19 protein-coding genes are annotated in these 19,837 nt (G+C 61.5%); 4 read left to right on the top strand and 15 right to left on the bottom strand.

Going from position 1 to position 19,837, the window contains the following annotated elements; translation table 11 throughout:
• Positions 1 to 165: 165 nt before the first annotated feature.
• The 3 genes from CFII68_RS06115 to CFII68_RS06125 are packed head-to-tail and all read left to right on the top strand — an operon-like array spanning position 166 to position 5,647.
• Positions 166 to 1,410, top strand: a complete 1,245-nt coding sequence (locus tag CFII68_RS06115) for an exonuclease SbcCD subunit D C-terminal domain-containing protein (RefSeq protein WP_018611537.1) — start codon at positions 166 to 168, stop codon at positions 1,408 to 1,410.
• The gene (locus CFII68_RS06120) at positions 1,407 to 5,048 is read left to right on the top strand and encodes an AAA family ATPase (protein WP_018611535.1); all 3,642 of its coding nucleotides are present in this window, start codon (positions 1,407 to 1,409) and stop codon (positions 5,046 to 5,048) included. The genes CFII68_RS06115 and CFII68_RS06120 overlap by 4 nt, the downstream gene beginning before the upstream one ends.
• A complete protein-coding gene (locus CFII68_RS06125; protein WP_018611533.1) occupies positions 5,045 to 5,647 on the top strand; it encodes a glutathione S-transferase in 603 nt (200 codons plus the stop codon). The genes CFII68_RS06120 and CFII68_RS06125 overlap by 4 nt, the downstream gene beginning before the upstream one ends.
• Positions 5,648 to 5,794: 147 nt before the next feature.
• Here CFII68_RS06125 and CFII68_RS27995 read toward each other — a convergent pair whose 3' ends face one another.
• The 5 genes from CFII68_RS27995 to CFII68_RS06145 form a co-directional block, all read right to left on the bottom strand.
• Complete coding sequence (locus CFII68_RS27995) at positions 5,795 to 5,920, bottom strand: hypothetical protein (protein ID WP_003180680.1); 126 nt, start codon at positions 5,918 to 5,920, stop codon at positions 5,795 to 5,797.
• Between the two features lie 174 nt (positions 5,921 to 6,094).
• Positions 6,095 to 6,274: a hypothetical protein gene (locus CFII68_RS06130; RefSeq protein WP_018611529.1), complete on the bottom strand. Its 180-nt coding sequence runs from the start codon at positions 6,272 to 6,274 to the stop codon at positions 6,095 to 6,097.
• A 156-nt stretch (positions 6,275 to 6,430) separates the two neighbouring features.
• A complete protein-coding gene (locus CFII68_RS06135) occupies positions 6,431 to 7,606 on the bottom strand; it encodes a lactonase family protein (protein ID WP_033062821.1) in 1,176 nt (391 codons plus the stop codon).
• Positions 7,593 to 7,892, bottom strand: a complete 300-nt coding sequence (locus tag CFII68_RS06140; RefSeq protein ID WP_018611526.1) for a DUF5629 family protein — start codon at positions 7,890 to 7,892, stop codon at positions 7,593 to 7,595. Before CFII68_RS06140 ends, CFII68_RS06135 begins: the two co-directional genes overlap by 14 nt.
• 186 nt (positions 7,893 to 8,078) lie before the next feature.
• Positions 8,079 to 9,011 (bottom strand): LysR family transcriptional regulator, encoded by a 933-nt coding sequence (locus tag CFII68_RS06145; RefSeq protein WP_018611524.1) that lies wholly within the window; start codon positions 9,009 to 9,011, stop codon positions 8,079 to 8,081.
• Between the two features lie 177 nt (positions 9,012 to 9,188).
• On the opposite strand from CFII68_RS06145, the gene CFII68_RS06150 reads away from it, so the two are divergent.
• A complete protein-coding gene (locus tag CFII68_RS06150; protein ID WP_018611522.1) occupies positions 9,189 to 10,418 on the top strand; it encodes an acyl-CoA dehydrogenase in 1,230 nt (409 codons plus the stop codon).
• Positions 10,419 to 10,558: 140 nt separating this feature from the next.
• Here the strand turns inward: CFII68_RS06150 and CFII68_RS06155 are convergent, their stop codons facing one another.
• The 10 genes from CFII68_RS06155 to CFII68_RS06200 form a co-directional block, all read right to left on the bottom strand.
• On the bottom strand, positions 10,559 to 11,428 hold the full coding sequence (locus CFII68_RS06155) for an oxaloacetate decarboxylase (protein ID WP_018611520.1): 870 nt from the start codon (positions 11,426 to 11,428) through the stop codon (positions 10,559 to 10,561).
• Between the two features lie 182 nt (positions 11,429 to 11,610).
• Positions 11,611 to 11,802 carry a hypothetical protein gene (locus tag CFII68_RS06160; protein WP_018611518.1) on the bottom strand — a complete coding sequence of 64 codons (192 nt, stop codon included), beginning with the start codon at positions 11,800 to 11,802 and terminating at the stop codon, positions 11,611 to 11,613.
• A 27-nt stretch (positions 11,803 to 11,829) separates the two neighbouring features.
• Positions 11,830 to 12,489 carry a hypothetical protein gene (locus CFII68_RS06165; protein ID WP_018611515.1) on the bottom strand — a complete coding sequence of 220 codons (660 nt, stop codon included), beginning with the start codon at positions 12,487 to 12,489 and terminating at the stop codon, positions 11,830 to 11,832.
• Positions 12,486 to 13,256 carry a hypothetical protein gene (locus CFII68_RS06170; RefSeq protein ID WP_018611513.1) on the bottom strand — a complete coding sequence of 257 codons (771 nt, stop codon included), beginning with the start codon at positions 13,254 to 13,256 and terminating at the stop codon, positions 12,486 to 12,488. Before CFII68_RS06170 ends, CFII68_RS06165 begins: the two co-directional genes overlap by 4 nt.
• Positions 13,257 to 13,461: 205 nt before the next feature.
• Positions 13,462 to 14,496, bottom strand: coding sequence for an arginine N-succinyltransferase (gene astA / locus CFII68_RS06175; RefSeq protein WP_018611511.1), 1,035 nt, complete (start codon positions 14,494 to 14,496; stop codon positions 13,462 to 13,464).
• Positions 14,497 to 14,557: 61 nt separating this feature from the next.
• Positions 14,558 to 15,574 carry an arginine N-succinyltransferase gene (locus CFII68_RS06180; RefSeq protein WP_018611509.1) on the bottom strand — a complete coding sequence of 339 codons (1,017 nt, stop codon included), beginning with the start codon at positions 15,572 to 15,574 and terminating at the stop codon, positions 14,558 to 14,560.
• Between the two features lie 110 nt (positions 15,575 to 15,684).
• Positions 15,685 to 17,034, bottom strand: coding sequence for an APC family permease (locus tag CFII68_RS06185; RefSeq protein ID WP_018611507.1), 1,350 nt, complete (start codon positions 17,032 to 17,034; stop codon positions 15,685 to 15,687).
• A gap of 73 nt (positions 17,035 to 17,107) precedes the next feature.
• On the bottom strand, positions 17,108 to 17,860 hold the full coding sequence (locus tag CFII68_RS06190) for an N-formylglutamate amidohydrolase (protein WP_033062818.1): 753 nt from the start codon (positions 17,858 to 17,860) through the stop codon (positions 17,108 to 17,110).
• Positions 17,844 to 19,196: a glutamine synthetase family protein gene (locus CFII68_RS06195; protein WP_018611503.1), complete on the bottom strand. Its 1,353-nt coding sequence runs from the start codon at positions 19,194 to 19,196 to the stop codon at positions 17,844 to 17,846. The genes CFII68_RS06190 and CFII68_RS06195 overlap by 17 nt, the downstream gene beginning before the upstream one ends.
• Positions 19,193 to 19,837, bottom strand: a complete 645-nt coding sequence (locus tag CFII68_RS06200) for an isochorismatase family cysteine hydrolase (RefSeq protein ID WP_018611501.1) — start codon at positions 19,835 to 19,837, stop codon at positions 19,193 to 19,195. The genes CFII68_RS06195 and CFII68_RS06200 overlap by 4 nt, the downstream gene beginning before the upstream one ends.

Here is a 19,837-nt window from a genome sequence, read left to right as displayed (position 1 = left end):
CATCGCGGGCAAGCCTTGCTCCCACATAAATCTCCTTGCCACAGGATCGGTGCTCATGGATCCAACGAAGTTGAACAAGTCCTCCCCCCGGTTTCCCAGTAAACTCTCCCTCTTTTAGCCGCCCTTCTCTTCACCGCGGCCATCATCTGTTTTCTGGAGTTTGCCTTGCGTCTGTTTCACACCTCCGACTGGCACCTGGGGCAAAACCTGCACGGCCAGGAACGCGATTTCGAACACGCCTGCTTCCTCGACTGGCTGCTGCGTCAACTGACCCACGAAAAACCCGACGTGCTGCTGATCGCCGGCGACATCTTCGACACCGTCAACCCGCCGGTCAAAGCCCAGGAGCGGCTGTACGATTTCATCGTCAGCGCCCATGAACAAAACGCCAACCTGACCATCGTGATGATCGCCGGTAACCACGACTCCGGCTCGCGTATCGAACTGCCTGCGCCGCTGATGCGACGCCTGCGCACCCATGCCCTGGGCCGGGTGCTGTGGCTGGACGACGGCCAACTGGATGTCGAGCGCCTGCTGTTGCCGTTGCCCGATGCCAAAGGCAAGGTCAAGGCGTGGTGCCTGGCCCTGCCGTTCCTGCGCCCTGCCGAAGTCACCGGAGCGCAACTGGGCGACGACTACCTGCGAGGCATCGGCCAAGTGCATGAGTGGCTGATCGCCGCGGCCAACAGCAAGCGCAAGAAAGGCCAGGCGCTGATCGCCATCAGTCATGCGCACATGGCCGGCGGTTCGGTGTCCGAGGATTCCGAACGCAGCCTGATCATCGGCAACGCCGAGGCCCTGCCCGCCAGCCTGTTCGGCCCGAGCATCAGCTACGTCGCCCTCGGCCATTTGCACAAGCCGCAGAAGGTCAACGGTGAAGAGCGTATCCGCTACAGCGGTTCGCCGATCCCACTGTCATTTTCGGAGATCGGCTATCAGCATCAGATCCTCGACATCACCCTGGACGGCGAGGCCCTGGTCAAGGTCGAGCCGCGCCTGATCCCACGGGCCGTCAACCTGCAACGCCTGGGCCCGGCGCCCCTGGCCGATCTCCTGGTGCAACTCAAGGAACTGCCCGACATCGACCTGTTGGCCGATGTCCAGCGCCAACCCTGGCTGGAAGTACGGGTGCGCCTCGACGAACCGCAGCCCGACCTGCGTCACCAGGTTGAAACCGCACTGCAAGGCAAGGCCGTACGCCTGGTGCGGATCGGCGCCGAGTACGCCGGCAACGGGGGCGCCGGCAGTGCCGATGACGGCAGCGCGCTGGTGGAGCTGGATCAACTCAGCCCGCAAGAGTTGTTCAGCCGCGCCTGGCAGGACACCTACGGCAACGAAGTGGACGAACAGACCCTCAAGGACTTTTCCGTGCTGTTGCAAGACGTGCAGATGGAGAGCGAGCAGCCATGAAGATCCTCGCGATCCGCCTCAAGAACCTGGCATCCCTGGCCGGGCCGTTTGAAATCGATTTCACCGCCGAACCCTTGGCCAGCGCCGGGCTGTTCGCCATTACCGGCCCCACCGGCGCCGGCAAGAGCACGTTGCTCGACGCCTTGTGCCTGGCGCTGTTTGGCGCCGTGCCGCGCCTCAATAACACCGGACGCGACGCCAAGGTGCCGGACGTCGATGGCGAGATTGCCACCGGCGACCCACGCACGCTGTTGCGCCGTGGCACCGGCGACGGTTATGCCGAAGTGGATTTTCGCGGCATCGACGGACGCCGCTATCGGGCCCGTTGGGAAGCCAATCGCGCCAGGGAAAAGGCCGGCGGCAAGTTGCAAGCCAGCCGCCAGAGCCTGCGGGACCTGGACAACGATCAACTGCTGGCGAGCCAGAAAGGCGAATACAAGACCCAGCTCGAAGCGGCCCTGGGCCTGAACTTCGAACAGTTCACCCGTGCCGTGCTGCTGGCCCAGAGCGAGTTCAGCGCGTTCCTCAAGGCCGATGACAACGATCGCAGCGAACTGTTGGAAAAACTCACCGACACTGCCCTGTATACCCGCCTCGGCCGCCGCGCCTTCGACAAGGCCAAGCAAGCCAAGGACAGCCACCGGCAGTTGCAGGACCAGGCCACCGGTGTCACGCCGCTGGCCCCCGAGGCCCGGGCCGAGCTGGACCAGCGTTTCAACGACGCCCAGCAACTACTCAAGGCCCAACAGGCGCAACTCAAGCAACTGGAGCAGCAGCACACCTGGCTGCGCGACCTGGGCCTGTTGCAGGATGAACACGCCAGCGCCGCCGAACAGCTGCAACAGGCCCAGGCCGATTGGAACGCCCTGGCCGACGAACGCCTGAAACTGGTCCGCCTGGAACAACTGGCGCCCCAACGCCATCAGTTCATCCGCCAGGCCGAACTGAGTCGACAGCTCGACCCCTTGGCCGCGCAGATCCAGCAGCTTACCCAGCAGCAGCTCAATCTCCATGACCAGCAGGCCGAACTGGAAAAAAGCCTGGGCGCCGCGCAACTGGCGCTGGCTGCGGCCCGGCAACACAGCAGCGACAGCGCGCCGTTGCTGCGCCAGGCCTTTGAAGAGCAAAGCACCCTGGCCCGCCTCGCCAGGGACGCCAGCCAGGGCGCCGAGCGCCAGGAACAGGCGCAACAGGCCTGCACCGAAGGCCAGCGCACCATCGATACCTTGCTCGAACAGCAAAAGCGGGTGGCCGAGCGCTTGCAGCGCATCGCCGGGGAGCTTGAGCAAAGCACGCACCTGGCACCGCTGAGCGATGCCTGGAACGCCTATCGCGATCGCCTCCAACAACTGATGCTGATCGGCAATCGCCTGAACCAGGGCCAGGCCGAACTCGCCACGCTGGAACAAGGCGCCACCCGCGCCGCCGAGGAACTGGCCAGCCGCCGGCAAGACCTCGAAGTGCTCTACAAGGAAGCCGGCGCCGAGCCGGAGGCTGTGGCCGAACAGATCCAGTTGCTCGGCACTCTGCTGCAAGACAACCGCAAGCAATTGCGCGCCTTCGAAGACCTGACCCGGCTGTGGGCCAGTCAGCAAGAGCTGGACAAACGTGGCGCCGAGCTTGAACAACGCCAGCAACGAGCGTTGCAGGAACGCGACCGGCTGGTGCGCGAAGGCGGCGAAGCCAAGGCCGAACTGACCATTGCCGAACAGACCCTGACCGTTACCCGTGAACTGCTGGAGCGCCAGCGCCTGGCCCGCAGCGAAAGCGTCGAGCAACTGCGCGCACAGTTGCAGGATGAACAGCCCTGCCCCGTGTGCGGCAGCGTCGAGCATCCTTATCATCAGCCCGAAGCCCTGCTGGAAAACCTCGGGCGCTTCGATGAAACCGAAGAGGCCAACGCCCGCCAGGCCGTCGACCTGCTCAATGAAAAAGTCATCGACCTGCGGGCGCAATACAGCGGAGTCATCGCCCAGCTCAAGGAACTCAAACAGCAGCAGGAACAGCTTGCCAGCCAGCAACAGAGCCTGACGCCCAGCCTTGAAGCCCACCCGTTGTCGGCGCAACTGCTGACCCAGGATGCGAACAAGCGCGACGCCTGGCTGACCCAGCAAAACAGCCAACTGAACCTGCGCATCAGCCAGGACGAACAACGGCAAACCGCCCTGCTGACCCTGCAGCAAGACGCCGCGCGCATCGCACAGCGGCTACGTGAAGCCGAGGCAGCCAGCCAACAGGCGTCACGGCACCTGGGCAACCAGCAGCAGGAGCTGGCCCGCGACCGCCAGCGCCTGGACGAGGAGCTGAGCCACTTCAGCACCCTGCTACCCGCTGACACCCTACAGGCCTTGCGCAGCGAGCCCGCCGCAACCTTCCTGCAACTGGACCGGCAGATCGCCCAGCGCCTGGAGCAACTGGAACAGCAGCGCGACGAACTGGGCGAACAGCTCCAGCGCCAGCAGACCCTGGAGAAAGAGCAGGACCGCCAGCAGACCCGCCTCCAGCAACTGGAAGCGGCCCGCCTGCAATTCAGCGCCCTGAGCGAGCAACAACAGGCCTGCCAGGAGAAACTCACGCAACTGCTCGGCGAGCACACCAGCGCCGAACAGTGGCAGCAACAACTCGACCAGCGCCTGGAACAGACGCGGGATGCCGAGGCGACGGCCAATCAGCAGTTGCAGCAATTGCGCAACGACCTGGTGCAACTGGCCGCCGAACTCAAGGCCCGCCAGGAACAGGCGCAATCCCTGGACCACGAACGCCAGGCGCTGGCCGCCGGTATCGCGCAATGGCGCACCACCCATCCGGAACTGGACGATGCCGCCCTCGAGGCCCTGCTCGGCCTGGACGACCACCACGTCAGCCAGTTGCGCCAGCGCTTGCTCAATAGCGAAAAAGCCATCGAGCAGGCCCGCGTCCTGCTCACCGAACGCGAGCAGCGCCTGCAAAACCATCAGGCCCAACACAACGGCAACCTGGCGCCCGAGCAACTCGCCCAAGCCCTCACCGAACTGCAAGGCCAATTCGCCGCCAGCGAACAGCACTGCGCCGAACTGCGTGCCGAACAGGCCGAGGACCAGCGCCGGCAGAACGCCAACCAGGCCCTGGCCCAGCAGATCGAACAGGCCTACGCCGAATACCAGCGCTGGGCACGCCTTGATGCCCTGATCGGTTCGGCCACCGGCGACCGCTTCCGCAAGCTGGCCCAGGCCTACAACCTCGACTTGCTGGTGCACCACGCCAATGCCCAACTGCGGCAACTGGTACGCCGCTACCGGCTCAAGCGCGGCGGCAGCATGCTCGGGCTGCTGGTGATGGACACGGAAATGGGCGATGAACTGCGCTCGGTGCATTCGTTGTCCGGCGGCGAAACCTTCCTGGTTTCCCTCGCCCTGGCCTTGGGCCTGGCCTCGATGGCGTCCAGCACACTGAAGATCGAATCGCTGTTCATCGACGAAGGCTTCGGCAGCCTCGACCCCGAGTCGCTGCAACTGGCGATGGACGCCCTCGACGGACTGCAGGCCCAGGGCCGCAAGGTCGCGGTGATTTCCCACGTACAGGAAATGCACGAGCGGATTCCGGTGCAGATCCAGGTGCGTCGCCAGGGCAACGGCTTGAGCACAGTGGAGGTGAAATGAGCCACGCCACGCTCTATTCCTTCCGCCGCTGTCCCTATGCGATGCGGGCGCGCATGGCCTTGCGCTACAGCGCGGTCGAGGTGGCGATTGTCGAAGTCAGCCTGAAGGCCAAGCCAGCCGAGATGCTCGCACTCTCCAGCAAAGGCACGGTGCCGGTGCTGCAGGTCGATGGCAGGGTGATCGATGAAAGCCTGGAGATCATGCGCTGGGCCTTGGCCCAGCACGATCCGCAAGACTGGAGGCTACGGGACGACCCTGAAGGCCAGGCGCTGACGGCGGCGTTGATCGAGGAAAACGACCAGGTGTTCAAGCTGCACTTGAATCGCTACAAATACCCCGAGCGTCATCCTGAGTACCCGAAGGAACATTACCGTAGCGAGGGTGAAAGCTTTCTGCGCAAGCTGGAGGCCCTGCTTGAAACCCGGCCGTTCCTGGCGGCGCATCACCCGAGCCTGGCCGACGTGGCAGTGATGCCCTTCATACGCCAGTTCGCCCATGTCGATCGCGACTGGTTTGCCCAGGCGCCCTACCCTCGGCTACAGGACTGGTTGCAGAGGTTTCTGGATGGCGAGCTGTTCGTGGCGATCATGGCCAAGTAACCATTTGCACCCACCCCTGTGGCGAGGGGATTTCTGTGGGAGCAAGGCTTGCCCGCGATACAGGCGACTCGATTTCTGAAGGACCGCATCACCTTCATCGCGGGCAAGCCTTGCTCCCACAAAATATCAATAACTGGCCTGAGCCGATCAGTCACTCAGCAAGCTCAACAATCGCTCACGCGCCACTTCCAACTCGCCGGAATCCGGCTGGGCCGCGGAGACAATCGGGGTGGAATAGAGGAACAGCAGCATCACTGCCAGACGCATCGCCATGGTGTCGATCCTTATCGGTAAAGGAGTCAATTTGTCAGCGTCAAATTTAAACACATGGCCAAGTGATATTACAGCAGGATTTCTCTGGAAACGACGAAGCCTGCGATCTTTTCTCTTTCACCTGATGTTCAGTGAAGATGAAAAGATCGCAGGCTTCAGTTGTTGCGCGATCGTTCAGTGTTGGGTCTTGTGGTCCAACGCCGCATAGAAGTTGGCGCTTTGTTGCAGGTATTTCTCGGTGTAGCTCTGGGTGCGATTTTTCTTGTCGCTGATCTCGATGCTGGCACTGGCTGGCAATGCCACCGTGGCGGAGATGGCGGAAGCGGCGATCACGGAGAAGAGATTCAGGTTCATGGCGGTAGACCTCGGATTCAGTTGGCTGACTTGCCCGGTGGGGCCGTGAAGCAAACTTACGCGCCGAGGCGTCCTGCGTTGAAATGCTTTGCATCACTTGCGAATATCAGTCCCGTTGATACAACGGCGCAGGCCCCGAAAAACGGGGCCTGCGGTCTATTGACGGACCATGAACTTCAAATCGCTGGGCGCATCCATCGGCATTTTCTGCACGGTTTTACCCAGCAGGCCGGTCTTCGGATCGCGCTCGAGCACCACGATCTGGTTGCTCTTCTGGTTGGCAATCAGCAGGAATTTCCCGCTCGGGTCGAGGCTGAATTCCCGTGGATGATCGCCTTCGACCGAGCGCCGCTGCAGCTCTTTGAGCGTGCCAGCGGCCGGGTCGATGGCGAACACCAGCACTTCGTTGGTGGTGCCACGGTTGCTGACGTAGAGGAACTTGCCATCCCTGGAAGCATGCAACGCTGCCGCCGCTTTACCCGGCTGGGGCTTTGCCTCGACCAGATCGACCAACTGGCGCGGCGTCAGGCGGCCGTCCTGGTAATCGAATACCGCGACCTGAGCGGTCATCTCCATCGTCAACCAGGCGTGCCTGCCATCACCACTGAACAACAGATGGCGCGGCCCGCTGCCCGGCGGCAGTTGCACGAATGGCGGATCGGCAGGGGTCAACGGCAGTTCGGGGTTGGCCTTGGGGTCGTAGCGGTAGACAAACACCTTGTCCGCCCCCAGGTCATTGGCGAACACGTATTTGCCGTCCGGTGACGGCACCGCGGAATGCACATGAGCGGATTTCTGCCGCTCGGGATTGACCCGACTCGGCTGATGGCTACCCGACTGGACCACCGGCGCCAGCTTGCCGTCCGGCCCCACCGGCAACACCACCAAGGTGCCGCCCGGGTTTTCCAGGACGGAATAGTTACTGACCAACAAATGCTGACCATCGTGGCTCAAGCTTGAATGGGTTGGCTCGTTGCCCAGGGACTGCACCTGGTTGATCAGGCTCAGTTCATGGGTCTTCGGGTCAATGGCGTAGCTGCTGACCTTGCCCACCGGGTCTTTCTGGCCCGGCCCGTTTTCGTTGACCACAAACAGCCGGGTCATGTCCTTGGACAGGGTCAGCCACGACGGGTTGTCTGTCTTGATCACTTGCAACGGGCTGGCATCGAGCTGGCCGGTGCGGCTGTCGAACTGCAACCGGTAGATACCCTGGCTCTGCCCGGCGGTGTAGGAGCCCACCAGCAGTTGATGGCGTTCTTCAGTGTCCGCCTGGACGCCCATGGCGCCCAGGCTGCCGGCCATCAACAACGGCCAGAGACTACGCATTTTCATCTTCTTCGTCGTCCTCATCGTCGTGGCCGCTGGTAGCCTCCACGCACTCCAAGTGGTGGTCGCCCGAATCGCTGGTGATGATCCAGTGGTTCAGGGTTTTGTCGAATATCGCGGCCTGCATCTGCGCTGGCGTGAAGCGCCAGTGCTCGAGGGTGCGGCCGTTCATGCACTCGACGTGCAACTGGTCCTGCTCGTCGAGAGAAAAATCGAACGCGTGCAGCCCATCGATAATCAGCATGTCGCAGGATTCGAGGGCGTGCAGCAGGGTGTCGGTTACGGCAGTCATGGCGATCAGTCGTTCATTGGGAAAGTCATCATGATAACCCAATGTGGGCGTGGGCCTTGGGCCATAAGGTTCGAAAGCCATTTCGACTGGTAGATCGCCTTCGCGAGCAAGCCCGCTCCCACATGGGAACGCATTCCAATGTGGGAGCGGGCTTGCTCGCGAAGAACGATGACGCGGTCTATAGCCTTACACCACCTTATCGAGCTTCTTCTCATGGGCCGTCACCTGCTGGCACAGCTCGATCATCTGCTCGCGCATCCAGCGGTTGGCCGGGTCCTGGTCGGTACTTTCATGCCAGTAGAGGTGGGTTTCCACCGGCGGCACATCGTTGACGGGTAACAGGAAGGCATGCAGATCGTGACGACGGGCAAAGCGCTCGGGGACGGTCATGACCATGTCCGTTTGTTGCAGCACCTGGGAGGCCATCAGGTAATGCTGGGAGCGCAGGGCGATCTTGCGCTGGATACCCATCTTACCGAGGGCCAGGTCGACATACCCCAGCCCGTTGCGGCGGCTGGAAATATGCACGTGGGTCTGCGCCAGGTAATCATCGAGGCTGATCTTTTCCTTGCCCGCCAACGGATGGCCCTTGCGCATGGCGCACACGTAGCGGTCTTCCATCAACTTGACGTGGCGCACCTGCGGGTCGGTGTTGAGCGGTGCATCCACGGCGAAGTCGAGGCGGCCGGCGGCCAGTTCCTTGGTGGTTTCACGGCGCTTGGAGAGGAAGCTCTCGATCGCCACGGTGGGTGCCAGGCGACGTAGGCGCTGGAACAGCAGCGGCAGGATCACGCCTTCGGTGAGGTCGGTCATGCTGATGCGGTAGGTCTTGACGGCCTGCAACGGGTTGAAGATCCGGCTTTCCTGCACCGATACCCGCAGCAGCGACAGGGCGTTGCGCACCGGACCGATGATGTTCTGGGCCATGGGCGTCGGCACCATCCCTTGGGCGGTGCGCACGAAGAGCGGGTCGTTGAAGGTCTCGCGCAGACGCGCCAGGGCATTGGACACGGCCGGCTGAGTGATGCCGACGATCTGCCCGGCGCGGGTCAGGTTGGCTTCGGTGTAGATCGCATCGAAGACAATGAAAAGGTTGAGGTCGACCTTGCTCAGATTCATGGCGCTGCACTCTTGTTCTTGGGCTTGTTGTGAGGTGCCGGGTGGCGATGAGAATCAGTGAAACATATATCGGTGATGAATGTTAATACACGCCGAGAATAGGTTAGGTAAATTTTCGTAGCTGAACTAGCATCGATTTCATGACCTAAAACAACCTCTGCCAAGAAGGTGCTGCTCATGGATTTTGCCTATTCCCCCAAGGTTCAGGAACTGCGTGAACGCGTCACGGCGTTCATGGATGCCTACGTCTACCCGGCCGAAGCCGTGTTCGAACGGCAAGTGGCCGAAGGCGACCGCTGGCAACCCACGGCCATCATGGAAGAGCTCAAGGCCAAGGCCAAGGCAGAAGGCCTGTGGAACCTGTTTCTGCCTGAATCCGAACTGGGTGCCGGCCTGACCAACCTGGAATACGCGCCGCTGGCAGAGATCATGGGGCGCTCGTTGCTGGGGCCGGAGCCGTTCAATTGCTCGGCGCCGGACACCGGCAACATGGAAGTGCTGGTGCGCTATGCCAATGAAGAACAAAAGCAACGCTGGCTCGAGCCACTGCTGCGCGGCGAGATCCGCTCGGCCTTTGCCATGACCGAGCCGGACGTGGCCTCCTCGGACGCCACCAACATGGCCGCCCGTGCCGAGCGCGACGGCGATGAGTGGGTCATCAATGGCAAGAAGTGGTGGACCTCAGGGGCCTGCGACCCGCGCTGCAAGATCCTGATCTTCATGGGCCTGAGCAACCCCGATGCGCCACGCCATGCCCAGCATTCGATGATCCTGGTGCCGGTGGACACGCCTGGGGTCAAGATCGTCCGGCCGCTGCCGGTGTTCGGCTACGACGATGCGCCCCACGGGCATGCCGAAGTGCTGTTCGAGAACGTGCGGGTGCCGTACGAAAACGTCCTGTTGGGTGAAGGACGCGGCTTTGAAATTGCCCAGGGTCGCCTCGGCCCGGGCCGGATTCACCACTGCATGCGTTCCATCGGCATGGCCGAGCGGGCATTGGAATTGATGTGCAAGCGTGCCGTCAGCCGCACTGCGTTCGGTCAGCCGTTGGCGCGCCTGGGCGGTAACATCGACAAGATTGCCGACTCGCGGATGGAAATCGACATGGCGCGCCTGCTGACGTTGAAGGCGGCGTACATGATGGACACGGTTGGCAATAAAGTGGCGAAGAGCGAAATCGCCCAGATCAAGGTCGTCGCGCCGAACGTGGCCTTGAAGGTCATTGATCGGGCAATCCAGATCCACGGTGGTGCCGGGGTTTCCAACGACTTCCCGCTGGCCTACATGTACGCCATGCAACGCACCCTGCGCCTGGCCGACGGCCCGGATGAAGTCCACCGCGCCGCCATCGGCAAGTTCGAGATCGGCAAGTACGTGCCAAAAGAAATGCTGCGTAGCAAGGGCTAGGATCTGGCCCATCAAGGGCCTCTGTGGGAGCAAAGCTTGCTCGCGATAGCGGTGGGTCAGCTTGCATCAATGTGGGAGGTGCCACCGCCATCGCGAGCAAGCTTTGCTCCCACAGGCTAATCCTGTGGGGGCGAGTCCGCTTACTCCTTGACGCTCATGTACTCCTCGGCCCAGCGGATGTAGTCCTCGGGCTGGGTGTAGGTGTGGGTCAGTTCGGTGGCGCTCAGGTCCGAAGCCTGGGTGAAGATCTGCCGTTGTTCGCGAAGGCTGTCGTAGGTCGCCTTGATCGCGGCGAAATAGGCGCCGTGGCCGTCGATGGTCACGCGTACGCCCAATTCGGCCAGGCGCTTGTCGTCGCGCAGCAACGGGTTGCCATAAGTGACAAGCATCAGCGGCACGGTCAGGTTTTCGCTGATCTTCTCCAGGTGATCGAAGTCTTGCACGCCCACCATGCAAATCCCGTCCGCCCCGGCACGCTCATATTGTCGGGTACGGCTGATGATTTCCTGGACCGGCAGAATCGCGGCGTTGGTCCGGGCGATGATCGCCATTTCCGGATCGACTCGCGCCTCCAGCGCCGCACGAATCTTGCCGACGCCTTCGGCTACGCCGATCAGGTCGGTGGATTTACGCCCGAACTGGGCCGGCAGCAAGGTGTCCTCGATGGTCAGCGCCGCGATGCCGGCCCGTTCCAGTTCGACGATGGTGCGCATCACGTTCAGGGCATTGCCGTAGCCGTGGTCGGCGTCGGCAATCACCGGCAGTTGGGCCACGCGGCCGATGCGGGTGGCCTGTTCGGCAAATTCGCTGAGGGTGATCAGGGCGAAGTCCGGCGCGCCCAATACTTGCAACGACGCCACCGAACCTCCCAGGATGCCTACTTCGAAACCCAGGTCGGCGGCAATGCGCGCCGACATCGGGTCGAACACCGAGGCGGTGTGGTAGCAGGTGTTGGAAGCCAGCAATTGGCGAAAGTTACGACGCAAATCTTGATGGGAAAGCCTGGACATATGAGTTCCACCAATGGAATGGAAAGGCTTGAGCAAAAGTGTCAACGCCGAAAGATCCAAAGGCTATCACGTGGCGGCGATAAAGATGATGACGAATGCGCATGGGCTATGCTTTTCATTGCACCAAAAGAGGGCCGCAGACCGGGAAGTCTGCAGCCTGGCAGAAGGGTGCTTACATATTATTAATCTTGGGTAGGCATGCTCAGGATTTGCTTGATCTCATGGATGTTCCCGACGTTGAAGCGTAATGTCCACTCGGGAAGCTGACACGGCGCTTCGCTCGTTAGCTTTGTCGCGGTATCCACTACATTAATGCCTGCGCGCAGCAAAGGGGCTTTATCCCAATCATTCAAATTATCCATATTCTGACTCATTAGGTTTTCCTTTTTTGTTCTCTGAGGTTATAGGGCAGCCAATGGTTGCCCGGGGTTGAGCAAGGACAGCGTATCGGTAAATAGCGCTGTTTCTTGCGAAGCCATGCCGGGGTAAAGCGGCGTGTAATTATTATCGAAGCACCAGGCTTCGTCGGCTCTGATTGAACGCTCTGGATGAATAAGCAAGCTCAATGATGCGGACATTGACCGAGGCGCAATCTGTCTATGAATTTCCCGCAAGGCGGGCATGAATATGACTTCGCCTGGCGCCAGTTTTACGCTTCGCTCTTTGCCCAGTCGTGGCGCCTTGCCCATTTGTAACGGAAGTTTATCAAGAATTTCACGAATGATTGTCGTGTAGCCATCTCCGCTATAACCGACCGCATACATGTCGAAATCATGACTGTGGTTGAGGTTGTAAATGAAAGTTTCGCTCTCGTCATGGGTTTCTACCGGGGCCCAGAATCCCAGGCGGAGGGTGAACTCATCATTGCTGTGCAATACAAACGCATAAGCGTTGTAAAGGTTGTTGCGAATGGCGAATCCGTCCGCCTGGATCACGGCATGAAGATGTTGGCTCAGAATAGAGCGATTCGAGGCCAGCTGGCGCAAGTCTTCAACGACATCGGCTTTGTCTCGCAGTAGATCGTATGTTTTTATGCGTTCTATGAAGGTGTCCAGTTTCATGCCGCCTCCAGTGGATGAAGCAAACGGTCGAGGCGCGCACTCTTGTGTTTTTTTAACAGCGGAACGTACGTCAACGCCTTGTGGCGGTCGGCCCGATAGAGTATCTGGAAGGCCTTCCACACCACGGCGCAGTGATAGTGATAGACCAGTTCCTCGGCGACTTTGACACTGTTGGGGTCTTGGATTGTTTCGAGCAGTTCGAGGCTGGTCAAATAGCGGGCAGCGCTTTCGTCGTGGGGCAACCAGGCTATTTTGCGCAGGGTAATACGATCAAATACGCTGATGTCGGCAGCTCTGTCAGGCAGATTGATTCGACCTGTCAGCTTGGCCGGCTGACGGCAGGTTTGTATGTGATCGAATAAAGTGTCTCGGCCGTCAATGATTAACGGATTTCTCTTGTCGATAATAACCCTGTCTGCTTTTTCGACACGATGCTCATTGACAGCATATCGCTGGATTTCGAAGGGTCGATCAAGCGCAAATAAAATGCTTTGGCCTGGTACCGAGTACAGCGCTGACGAGCGAGAGTCAAATGTGGCGGATTTGATACAGATATTGCCTATGTTCGTCTGATGCAACATCAGGGTTCCGGTATGCGCATTGGTGATGTTCATGATTGTCGCCCTCTGGAAGGATTTCCTGGAGAACTCTGGTTTGTCGATTAACTGGCAAATCAATTGTTTTGTTTCTGACGTCATGTCCAATGTTTTAATTGTTTCCGCTATATAGGCGGGCGAAAACTTCTTGGTGATTAAAGTTTTTATCATGATCGTTTTCGTTGCAGTGGCTCGGTGTTGGAAAGTATGGTGTTGGGTAGGTGGGAGAGCAACGTTGCAATTGTCGATAAGTATTGCTGGTCGACGATCACGGCGCCTTTATGGCGCGTAAGAAAAGTTGTGTTTTATCTGCTTGAAACACTTCATCCTCACATTGCGCGAGGGGAAGAAAGTGCCAGGACGGGAAGTCGGGGAGTTACGCCGCCACAGCCTGCCGGGCCTGCTTGAGCAATGCCACGGCGCGCACCGTATCACCCGGTTGCACTTGCAGGCGTTTGGCGGTGAGGCGATCGACGAGCAGCTTGTGGCCATGCTGGTGCGCGCGAGCGCTGGTGACGCGGCAGTTTTCCCTGCGCCGATTGTGAATCAGCCAGACCGGTGCCTGTTCGTCCGGGGTGCCAATGATCAGGGTCAGCGTCTGGCTGTCGCGCACCGTGCGGATCTTCGACACTGGCGCCTCGATCACGGGACCGCCGTCAAAGATGTCGATGTAGCCCTTATGGCTGAAACCTTCGGCGCTGAGGATTTTCATGGCCGGCTCGGTGTTCGGGTGAGCCTTGCCGATCACCGCCTGGGCCTGTTCGGTGAGCAGGCAGGTGTACAGCGGCTGGCGTGGCATCAGTTCGGCGATGAACGACTTGTTGCCCATGCCGGACAACTGATCGGCGTAGCTGAAGTCTTTCTTGAAAAAATGCCGTCCCAGGCTATCCCAGAACGGCGAACAGCCCTGTTCGTCGGCATGGCCCCGCAGTTCGGCGATCATCTTTTCGCCGAACAGCTGGGGAAATTCGGCCACGAACAGCAGGCGCGCCAGGGACAGCAGGCGGCCGTTATGACCGCGACGTTGCTCGGGGTGCAGGAACAACGAGCAGATTTCCGATTGCCCGGACATCTCGTTGTTGAGGAACAGCGTCGGGATCTGCCGCTGGATCCCCAGCTCCGGCGCCGAGCTGACCGTCAGCCCGACCCGATAGTTGTACCAGGGCTCGCGCAGCCCGACCGCACCGGTCAGGGCACTGATGCCCACTACCTGCCGATCATCGTCTTCGAGCACGAACAGGTAATCGGCGTCGGCACGTTCGACTTGTCCGGCAAAGGTCCGTTGGGCCCAGCGAATACGATGGGCCAGGCGCTCTTCGTTGGCCGGCAGGCTGGTGAAGCCGGGGCCTGCGCAACGGGCCAGGTCCAGCAATGCGGGCAGATCGGTAATGGCGACCGGACGGACAATCATGCTGCAGCTCCTTCATTGTGTCGGTCCAAGCGCTGATGCGTGCCACGGGATCGAGTGAGGTTCATAGGGCAACCACCCGGATCCGCTCGCCATCCATGACGCCCAGGGCTGCGAGCATGTCGGGCGACAGGGCCACGGGGCCCTCGGCGTTGACGTCCAGCTCGGCGACGATGGCGCGGTAGTTTCCAAGACGGTCGTTACTCACCAGGTAACGGCCTCTGGCATCGATCTGCAGGCTTTGCCGGGCCGTGGCGCTCCGACTTTGCGTGATGGTACGGATGTTGGCGATACGGGCATGCAAGGTCGGCCCTCCGTCGAAGATATCGACGTAGCTGTTGGTCTCGAAACCCTCGCGCGCCAGGATGTCGAAGGCTTCCTGGCCGTCGGGATGCACCCGGCCGATGCAGGCCTGGGCCGCTGGCGGCAGCATGGGTACGTAGATCGGGTATTGCGGCATCAGCTCGGCGAGAAAGGTCCGGCTCTGCAAGCCGCACAACCGTTCGGCTTCGACGTAGGGCAGGTCGAAGAAGTGCTGGCCGATGGCGTCCCAGAAGGGCGACTGACCGTCCTCGCTGCTGAACCCGACGATTTCGGTGATGACCGATTCGGCAAAGCGCTGGGGATGGGCGGCGATGAACATCAGCCGGGCCCGCGATAGCAGTTCCGATGCCGGTGTGCGTACCCGCTCGGCGTCGATGTGGAAGCCACGCAGCAGCGTCTGGCCGTTGAGGTCCTGGCACAGTGACAGCGCGGGCACGCCATGCTGGATATTCAGCTCCCGGGACTCGCTGGAAAACGGCCGATTGCGCAGGCTGTAGAACGGTTCGTTGTAACCGGTGCTGGAGAGAATTTCCGAACAACCGACCAGGCGCCCGGATGCCAGGTCCTCCAGGACAAAGAAATAATTCTCCGCGCCAGGACCCTGCACATCGGCCTCGAACGAGGCGCACGAGTCGAGGATCTTTTCCTCCAGGCGCGCGGTATCGTCCGGCAGCGACGTGACACCCACCAGGCTGTCACGGGCCAGTTGTTGCAGTTGCGGCAGATCGGTTAATTGAACTGGACGTAAGGCCAGCATGGATTGCACTCCTGTTCCAGAGAGCCCGGTGACCAGCACCGGGCTTGACGATCACTGTCGATGTCCACGCGTTGTAACCACGGTTGGCCGAATCATTCGACTGCCGACCCTCACTGGCCGGCCGGATCGGGCACGGCGCTAGGGTTGCCGAATTTGTTGAGTACGCACAGGTAGACCACGCCCGCGGCGATCCAGATCAGGCCGAGCTTCTGCGCAGCCACACCCATGTTGTACATGATGGCCGCGACGATCACGAAGCCGACCAGTGGGCAAATCAAGTGGCGAATCAGTTGGCCGGACTGCTGGCGGCGCCAGTAATGGTTGATGACGGTGATGTGCAGCAACATGAAGCCGCTCAGGGCGCCAAAATTGACCAGGGAGGTGAGGGTGTCCACGGCGTCGATGAACAGGTAGCAGATCAACAGCGACAGCACCGCTACCAGGTAGATGCTCAAATACGGGGTGTTGTGTTTCGGATGGACCTTGGCCAGCACCTTGGGCAACTGGCCGTCCCGGGCCATGCCGAACAACAGGCGCGACACCGCCGCCTGCGAAGTGATCGCCACGGCCACGCCCCAGGCCAGGGCCGTGGCAACCGCGGTCAAGGTGGCTAGCCAACTGCCGGCTGCCAATTCGGCGATTTCATAGAATGCGGTGTCGGCGGACTTGAAACCCATGCCAGCGGCCAGGTCCGTGGCGATCCAGGTCTGCACCACGAAGATCGCCCCCATCACCAGCAAGGTCACCAGGGCTGCCTTGCCGACGCTGCGGCCCGGGTCGCCCTTGATCTCTTCAGCCAGGGTGGAAATGGCGTCGAAGCCCAGGAACGACAATACCGCGATGGACACGGCTTGCATCAGCAGGGCGAAGTTGAAGTGTTCCGGGCTGTACAGCGACGCGAGGGTCAGTTGGCCGTTACCGGCCCCGCCCTGCAGGGCATTCCAGGCGTAGAACAGGAAAATCCCCAGCACCACCAGCTGCGCCAGCAGGAAAATGATGTTCATCCGCGCGGTGAAGGTGATGCCCCGCAGGTTGACGAACGTCGCGCTCACCAGGAAGGCCAGGATGAAACCGACCTTGGGGATGTCCGGGTACAAATGGTTCAGCGCCATGGCGGCGTAGACATAGAGCAGCGGCGGGATCAGCAGGTAGTCCAGCAGCATCAGCCAGCCGGCAATGAAGCCGACGTGTGGGTTAAGGCCCCGTTGCGCGTAGGAATAGACCGAACCTGCCACCGGAAAGGCCCGGGCCATGCTGCCGTAGCTCAAGGCAGTAAACAGCATCGCCACCATGCCGATGATGTACGCCAGCGGCACCATCCCCGGTGCCTCGGCGTTGACATAGCCATACACGCCGAACGGGGCGATGGGGATCATGAAAATCATCCCGTATACCACCAGGTCTGTCAGCGACAGGCCGCGTTTCAATTCCTGTTTGTAGCCAAATGCCTCAATGCTCATGAGCCGTTTTCCTTTTCAGCTGTGTGGGTTGCGCTTGCTTGCTGTCTGTCGCGGGGAACTTGCCGCTGCCGCGCTACAGCAGGGGTGCCAGGTAGGCGCTCCAGGTCCGCACCGCCTCGGGGCTGCGCAGTTGGTCGTTGCGCACTTCGATCAACACCGAGTCCAGGCCGCGGCCATCGCCGTGCACCGGGACCGTCATGTCGGTCAGGGGGTTGATCTTGTAGGGTTGGTTGCCCGCTGCTCGCAGCGAATGCCGGCCTAGCCCGTCGACGATGTGCTGGGCGTATTCCTTGGCTTCGCCGAACAGCACGCCCGCTTCGAGGGCGCGCGGCTGGCCGTAGAACACCGGGGTGAAACTGTGGATGCCCACCACGCGCACCGGCCGGTTGGCGGCCAGGCGCTGGTCGATCAATGCCCGCAACCGATCATGGAAGGGATGGAACAGACACTGCTGGCGATATTCGCGCGTGGCCTCGTCCAGGTCATGGTTGCCCGGGACCTGGTAGATCTCGCTCTGGGCCGGAATGCTGTCCGGCACATGCAGCGGCCGGTTGAGGTCAATTAACAGCCGTGAGTAATTGGCAGCCAGCAAGGTCGCGCCGAGGGTTTCGGACAGGCGTTCGGCCAGGTGCAGGGCGCCAATGTCCCAGGCAATGTGCTCCTGGGACGCGGTTTCATCCAGGCCCAGGTCGTTCAGCGCATCGGGAATGAAGCGGCTGGCGTGCTCGCACACCAGCAGCACCGGGTGTTCGGAGTCCTCCCGGGCCAGTCGGTAGGGTGGCTTGGTGTAGAGGCCTGATTCAGCACATTCAATAGATTCGTGCATAGTGCTCACAACGCTCGGCAGGTGACAGCGCCTCGGTCAAGGCCAGCTCCTGGGCCTTCAAGGCGAAGTAGGTTTCGACCAGCGGACCGGGCAGGGTCTCGAGCAGCGCCCCGCTGTGGCGCAGGCAGTCCAGTGCCTGGGCCAGGGTTGTCGGCAGGGCGATAATGCCACGGGCACGACGTTGTGCTTCATCCAGCTCATCGGGTATTTCATCGGTGACAGCGTTCAAGGCCAGCCGTTGCTGGATACCCAGTCGCCCGGCAATCAGCAGTGCCGCCATCGCCAGGTGCGGCGAGGCGGTGGCGTCCATGGCGCGGAACTCCAGGTTGTACTGGTTCGCCAGCGGTTTGCCGCTCAGGCTCACGGTCGGGCAGATGCGCAGCGCCGCTTCGCGGTTGCGCTGTCCCAGGCACGCATAGGATGCGCTCCAGTGATGAGGTTGCAGGCGCTCGTAGGACACCGGCGTCGGCGCGGTCAGCGCACACAGGGCCGGCAGATAGTGCAGCACACCAGCAGCCCAATGCTGGCCGAGGCTGGACAAGCCATTACTGCTGGCGGCGTCATGCAGCACCGGGTCCGCGCTCAGGTCTTGCAGGCTCAGGTGCAAATGCACGCCGTTGCACACGGCGTGTTCCGCGGTCTTGGGGGCGAAGCTCAGGTCCAGGCCCATTTGCCGGGCGATCTCGCGGGTGATTTCCCGTACGTTCACGGCCCGGTCGGCGGCGGCTACGCCCAAAGTCGGGCGGCAGGTGATTTCGTATTGATGCTGGCCATATTCCGGCAGGAACATTTCCGGCTCGACACCGCCGGCCCGCAGGGCACTGAGCAACCACCCGGCGAATTCGGCCTGCTGGCGCTGGGCCTGGAGGCTGAAGGCCAGGCGATCAGGCTGCGCAGGCGTGGCAAACAGGTTGAATTCATGCTCGAACGCGGCGAAAACCTGCAAGCCCAGTTCGCCGCGATAACGCTCCACTTCGTCCTGCAACAGCGTGCGCGGGCAGGCGCTCCAGGGGCGGCCGTCGGTCTCCCGAATGTCGCAATGGATGAAGTCGAGGGCAGGCGCCTGGGCGTCGGGGCCGTTGTTGACGGTCACCCGGCTGGACAGGTCCGGCACCAGCCGCAGGTCGCCATAAGCGCCCCAGGGGTTGGCCGAAGCGATGATGTCCTGGGGCGTCAGCGCGCTGTTGGCCGGCACCCAGCCACAGCCCGCGGTGACGTAGTGGGGCAATTCATCGCTGGGAAACGAGCGCCCACGGGTCACGCCGATCAGGTCGGTGGTCACCAGGGTCGTGACGGGCAGCGGGGCGAGGACGGCGGCAGGATCGAGGCGGCTCATGGCTGCATCTCCTGCAACCGCGCGAGCACGGTGTCGGTATCGGTGATCCAGCAATAACCCTTGATTGCGTTCAGGCACGCCAGGTGCCGTTGTTCGGTGTAGGTGGCGCAGGCATCTTCCACCAGTGTGACCAGGTAGCCGCGATCGGCGGCGTCGCGCACGGCCATGTCGACGCACTGGTCGGTGACGATGCCTGCAACGATCAAGTGGCGGGTCTGCAGGTTGCGCAGCACGTAGTCGATGTTGGTGGAATTGAAGACCCCGGAGGAGGTCTTGGGCAGCACGATTTCGTTTTTCAGCGGCGCCAGTTCGGCAATGATCTGCGCCTCGGGGCTGCCCTTGGGCAGGTGCATGTCCGACAGCTTGTGATCCAGGGAGCGGTCGCGGCCATCGGCGGTAAGGCTTTCGATGTGAGTGTGCAACACGTTGTGCAGCCCTTCGCGCATCGCGCCGAGCAAGCGCTGCTGGTTGGGGATGACCTGCTGGCGGGCCCGCTGGATGAAATACTCGGCCTCCTGGGTGTGCAGGTGGGCATCGAATTGCGGTTCCAGCCAGGCGCGTTGCATGTCCACCAGCAGCAAGGCGGTGTGCTGGCAGGTGAACGGCAAATCCCGGGGCGAGCGGTGGGGGAGCGAGAACAT

Source organism: Pseudomonas sp. CFII68 (assembly GCF_000416195.1).
GTDB lineage: Bacteria > Pseudomonadota > Gammaproteobacteria > Pseudomonadales > Pseudomonadaceae > Aquipseudomonas > Aquipseudomonas kilonensis.
The sequence above is the reverse complement of the archived record's forward strand: the minus strand, read 5'-3'. Positions and strand labels throughout refer to the sequence as shown.

Coding starts and splice junctions, on each gene's coding strand:
- CFII68_RS06120 (WP_018611535.1), top strand. CDS start 1,407: ATGAAGATCCTCGCGATCCGCCTCAAGAACCTGGCATCCCTGGCCGGG.
- CFII68_RS06125 (WP_018611533.1), top strand. CDS start 5,045: ATGAGCCACGCCACGCTCTATTCCTTCCGCCGCTGTCCCTATGCGATG.
- CFII68_RS27995 (WP_003180680.1), bottom strand. CDS start 5,920: ATGGCGATGCGTCTGGCAGTGATGCTGCTGTTCCTCTATTCCACCCCG.
- CFII68_RS06130 (WP_018611529.1), bottom strand. CDS start 6,274: ATGAACCTGAATCTCTTCTCCGTGATCGCCGCTTCCGCCATCTCCGCC.
- CFII68_RS06135 (WP_033062821.1), bottom strand. CDS start 7,606: ATGAAAATGCGTAGTCTCTGGCCGTTGTTGATGGCCGGCAGCCTGGGC.
- CFII68_RS06140 (WP_018611526.1), bottom strand. CDS start 7,892: ATGACTGCCGTAACCGACACCCTGCTGCACGCCCTCGAATCCTGCGAC.
- CFII68_RS06145 (WP_018611524.1), bottom strand. CDS start 9,011: ATGAATCTGAGCAAGGTCGACCTCAACCTTTTCATTGTCTTCGATGCG.
- CFII68_RS06150 (WP_018611522.1), top strand. CDS start 9,189: ATGGATTTTGCCTATTCCCCCAAGGTTCAGGAACTGCGTGAACGCGTC.
- CFII68_RS06155 (WP_018611520.1), bottom strand. CDS start 11,428: ATGTCCAGGCTTTCCCATCAAGATTTGCGTCGTAACTTTCGCCAATTG.
- CFII68_RS06160 (WP_018611518.1), bottom strand. CDS start 11,802: ATGAGTCAGAATATGGATAATTTGAATGATTGGGATAAAGCCCCTTTG.
- CFII68_RS06165 (WP_018611515.1), bottom strand. CDS start 12,489: ATGAAACTGGACACCTTCATAGAACGCATAAAAACATACGATCTACTG.
- CFII68_RS06170 (WP_018611513.1), bottom strand. CDS start 13,256: ATGATAAAAACTTTAATCACCAAGAAGTTTTCGCCCGCCTATATAGCG.
- astA (WP_018611511.1), bottom strand. CDS start 14,496: ATGATTGTCCGTCCGGTCGCCATTACCGATCTGCCCGCATTGCTGGAC.
- CFII68_RS06180 (WP_018611509.1), bottom strand. CDS start 15,574: ATGCTGGCCTTACGTCCAGTTCAATTAACCGATCTGCCGCAACTGCAA.
- CFII68_RS06185 (WP_018611507.1), bottom strand. CDS start 17,034: ATGAGCATTGAGGCATTTGGCTACAAACAGGAATTGAAACGCGGCCTG.
- CFII68_RS06190 (WP_033062818.1), bottom strand. CDS start 17,860: ATGCACGAATCTATTGAATGTGCTGAATCAGGCCTCTACACCAAGCCA.
- CFII68_RS06195 (WP_018611503.1), bottom strand. CDS start 19,196: ATGAGCCGCCTCGATCCTGCCGCCGTCCTCGCCCCGCTGCCCGTCACG.
- CFII68_RS06200 (WP_018611501.1), bottom strand. CDS start 19,837: ATGTTCTCGCTCCCCCACCGCTCGCCCCGGGATTTGCCGTTCACCTGC.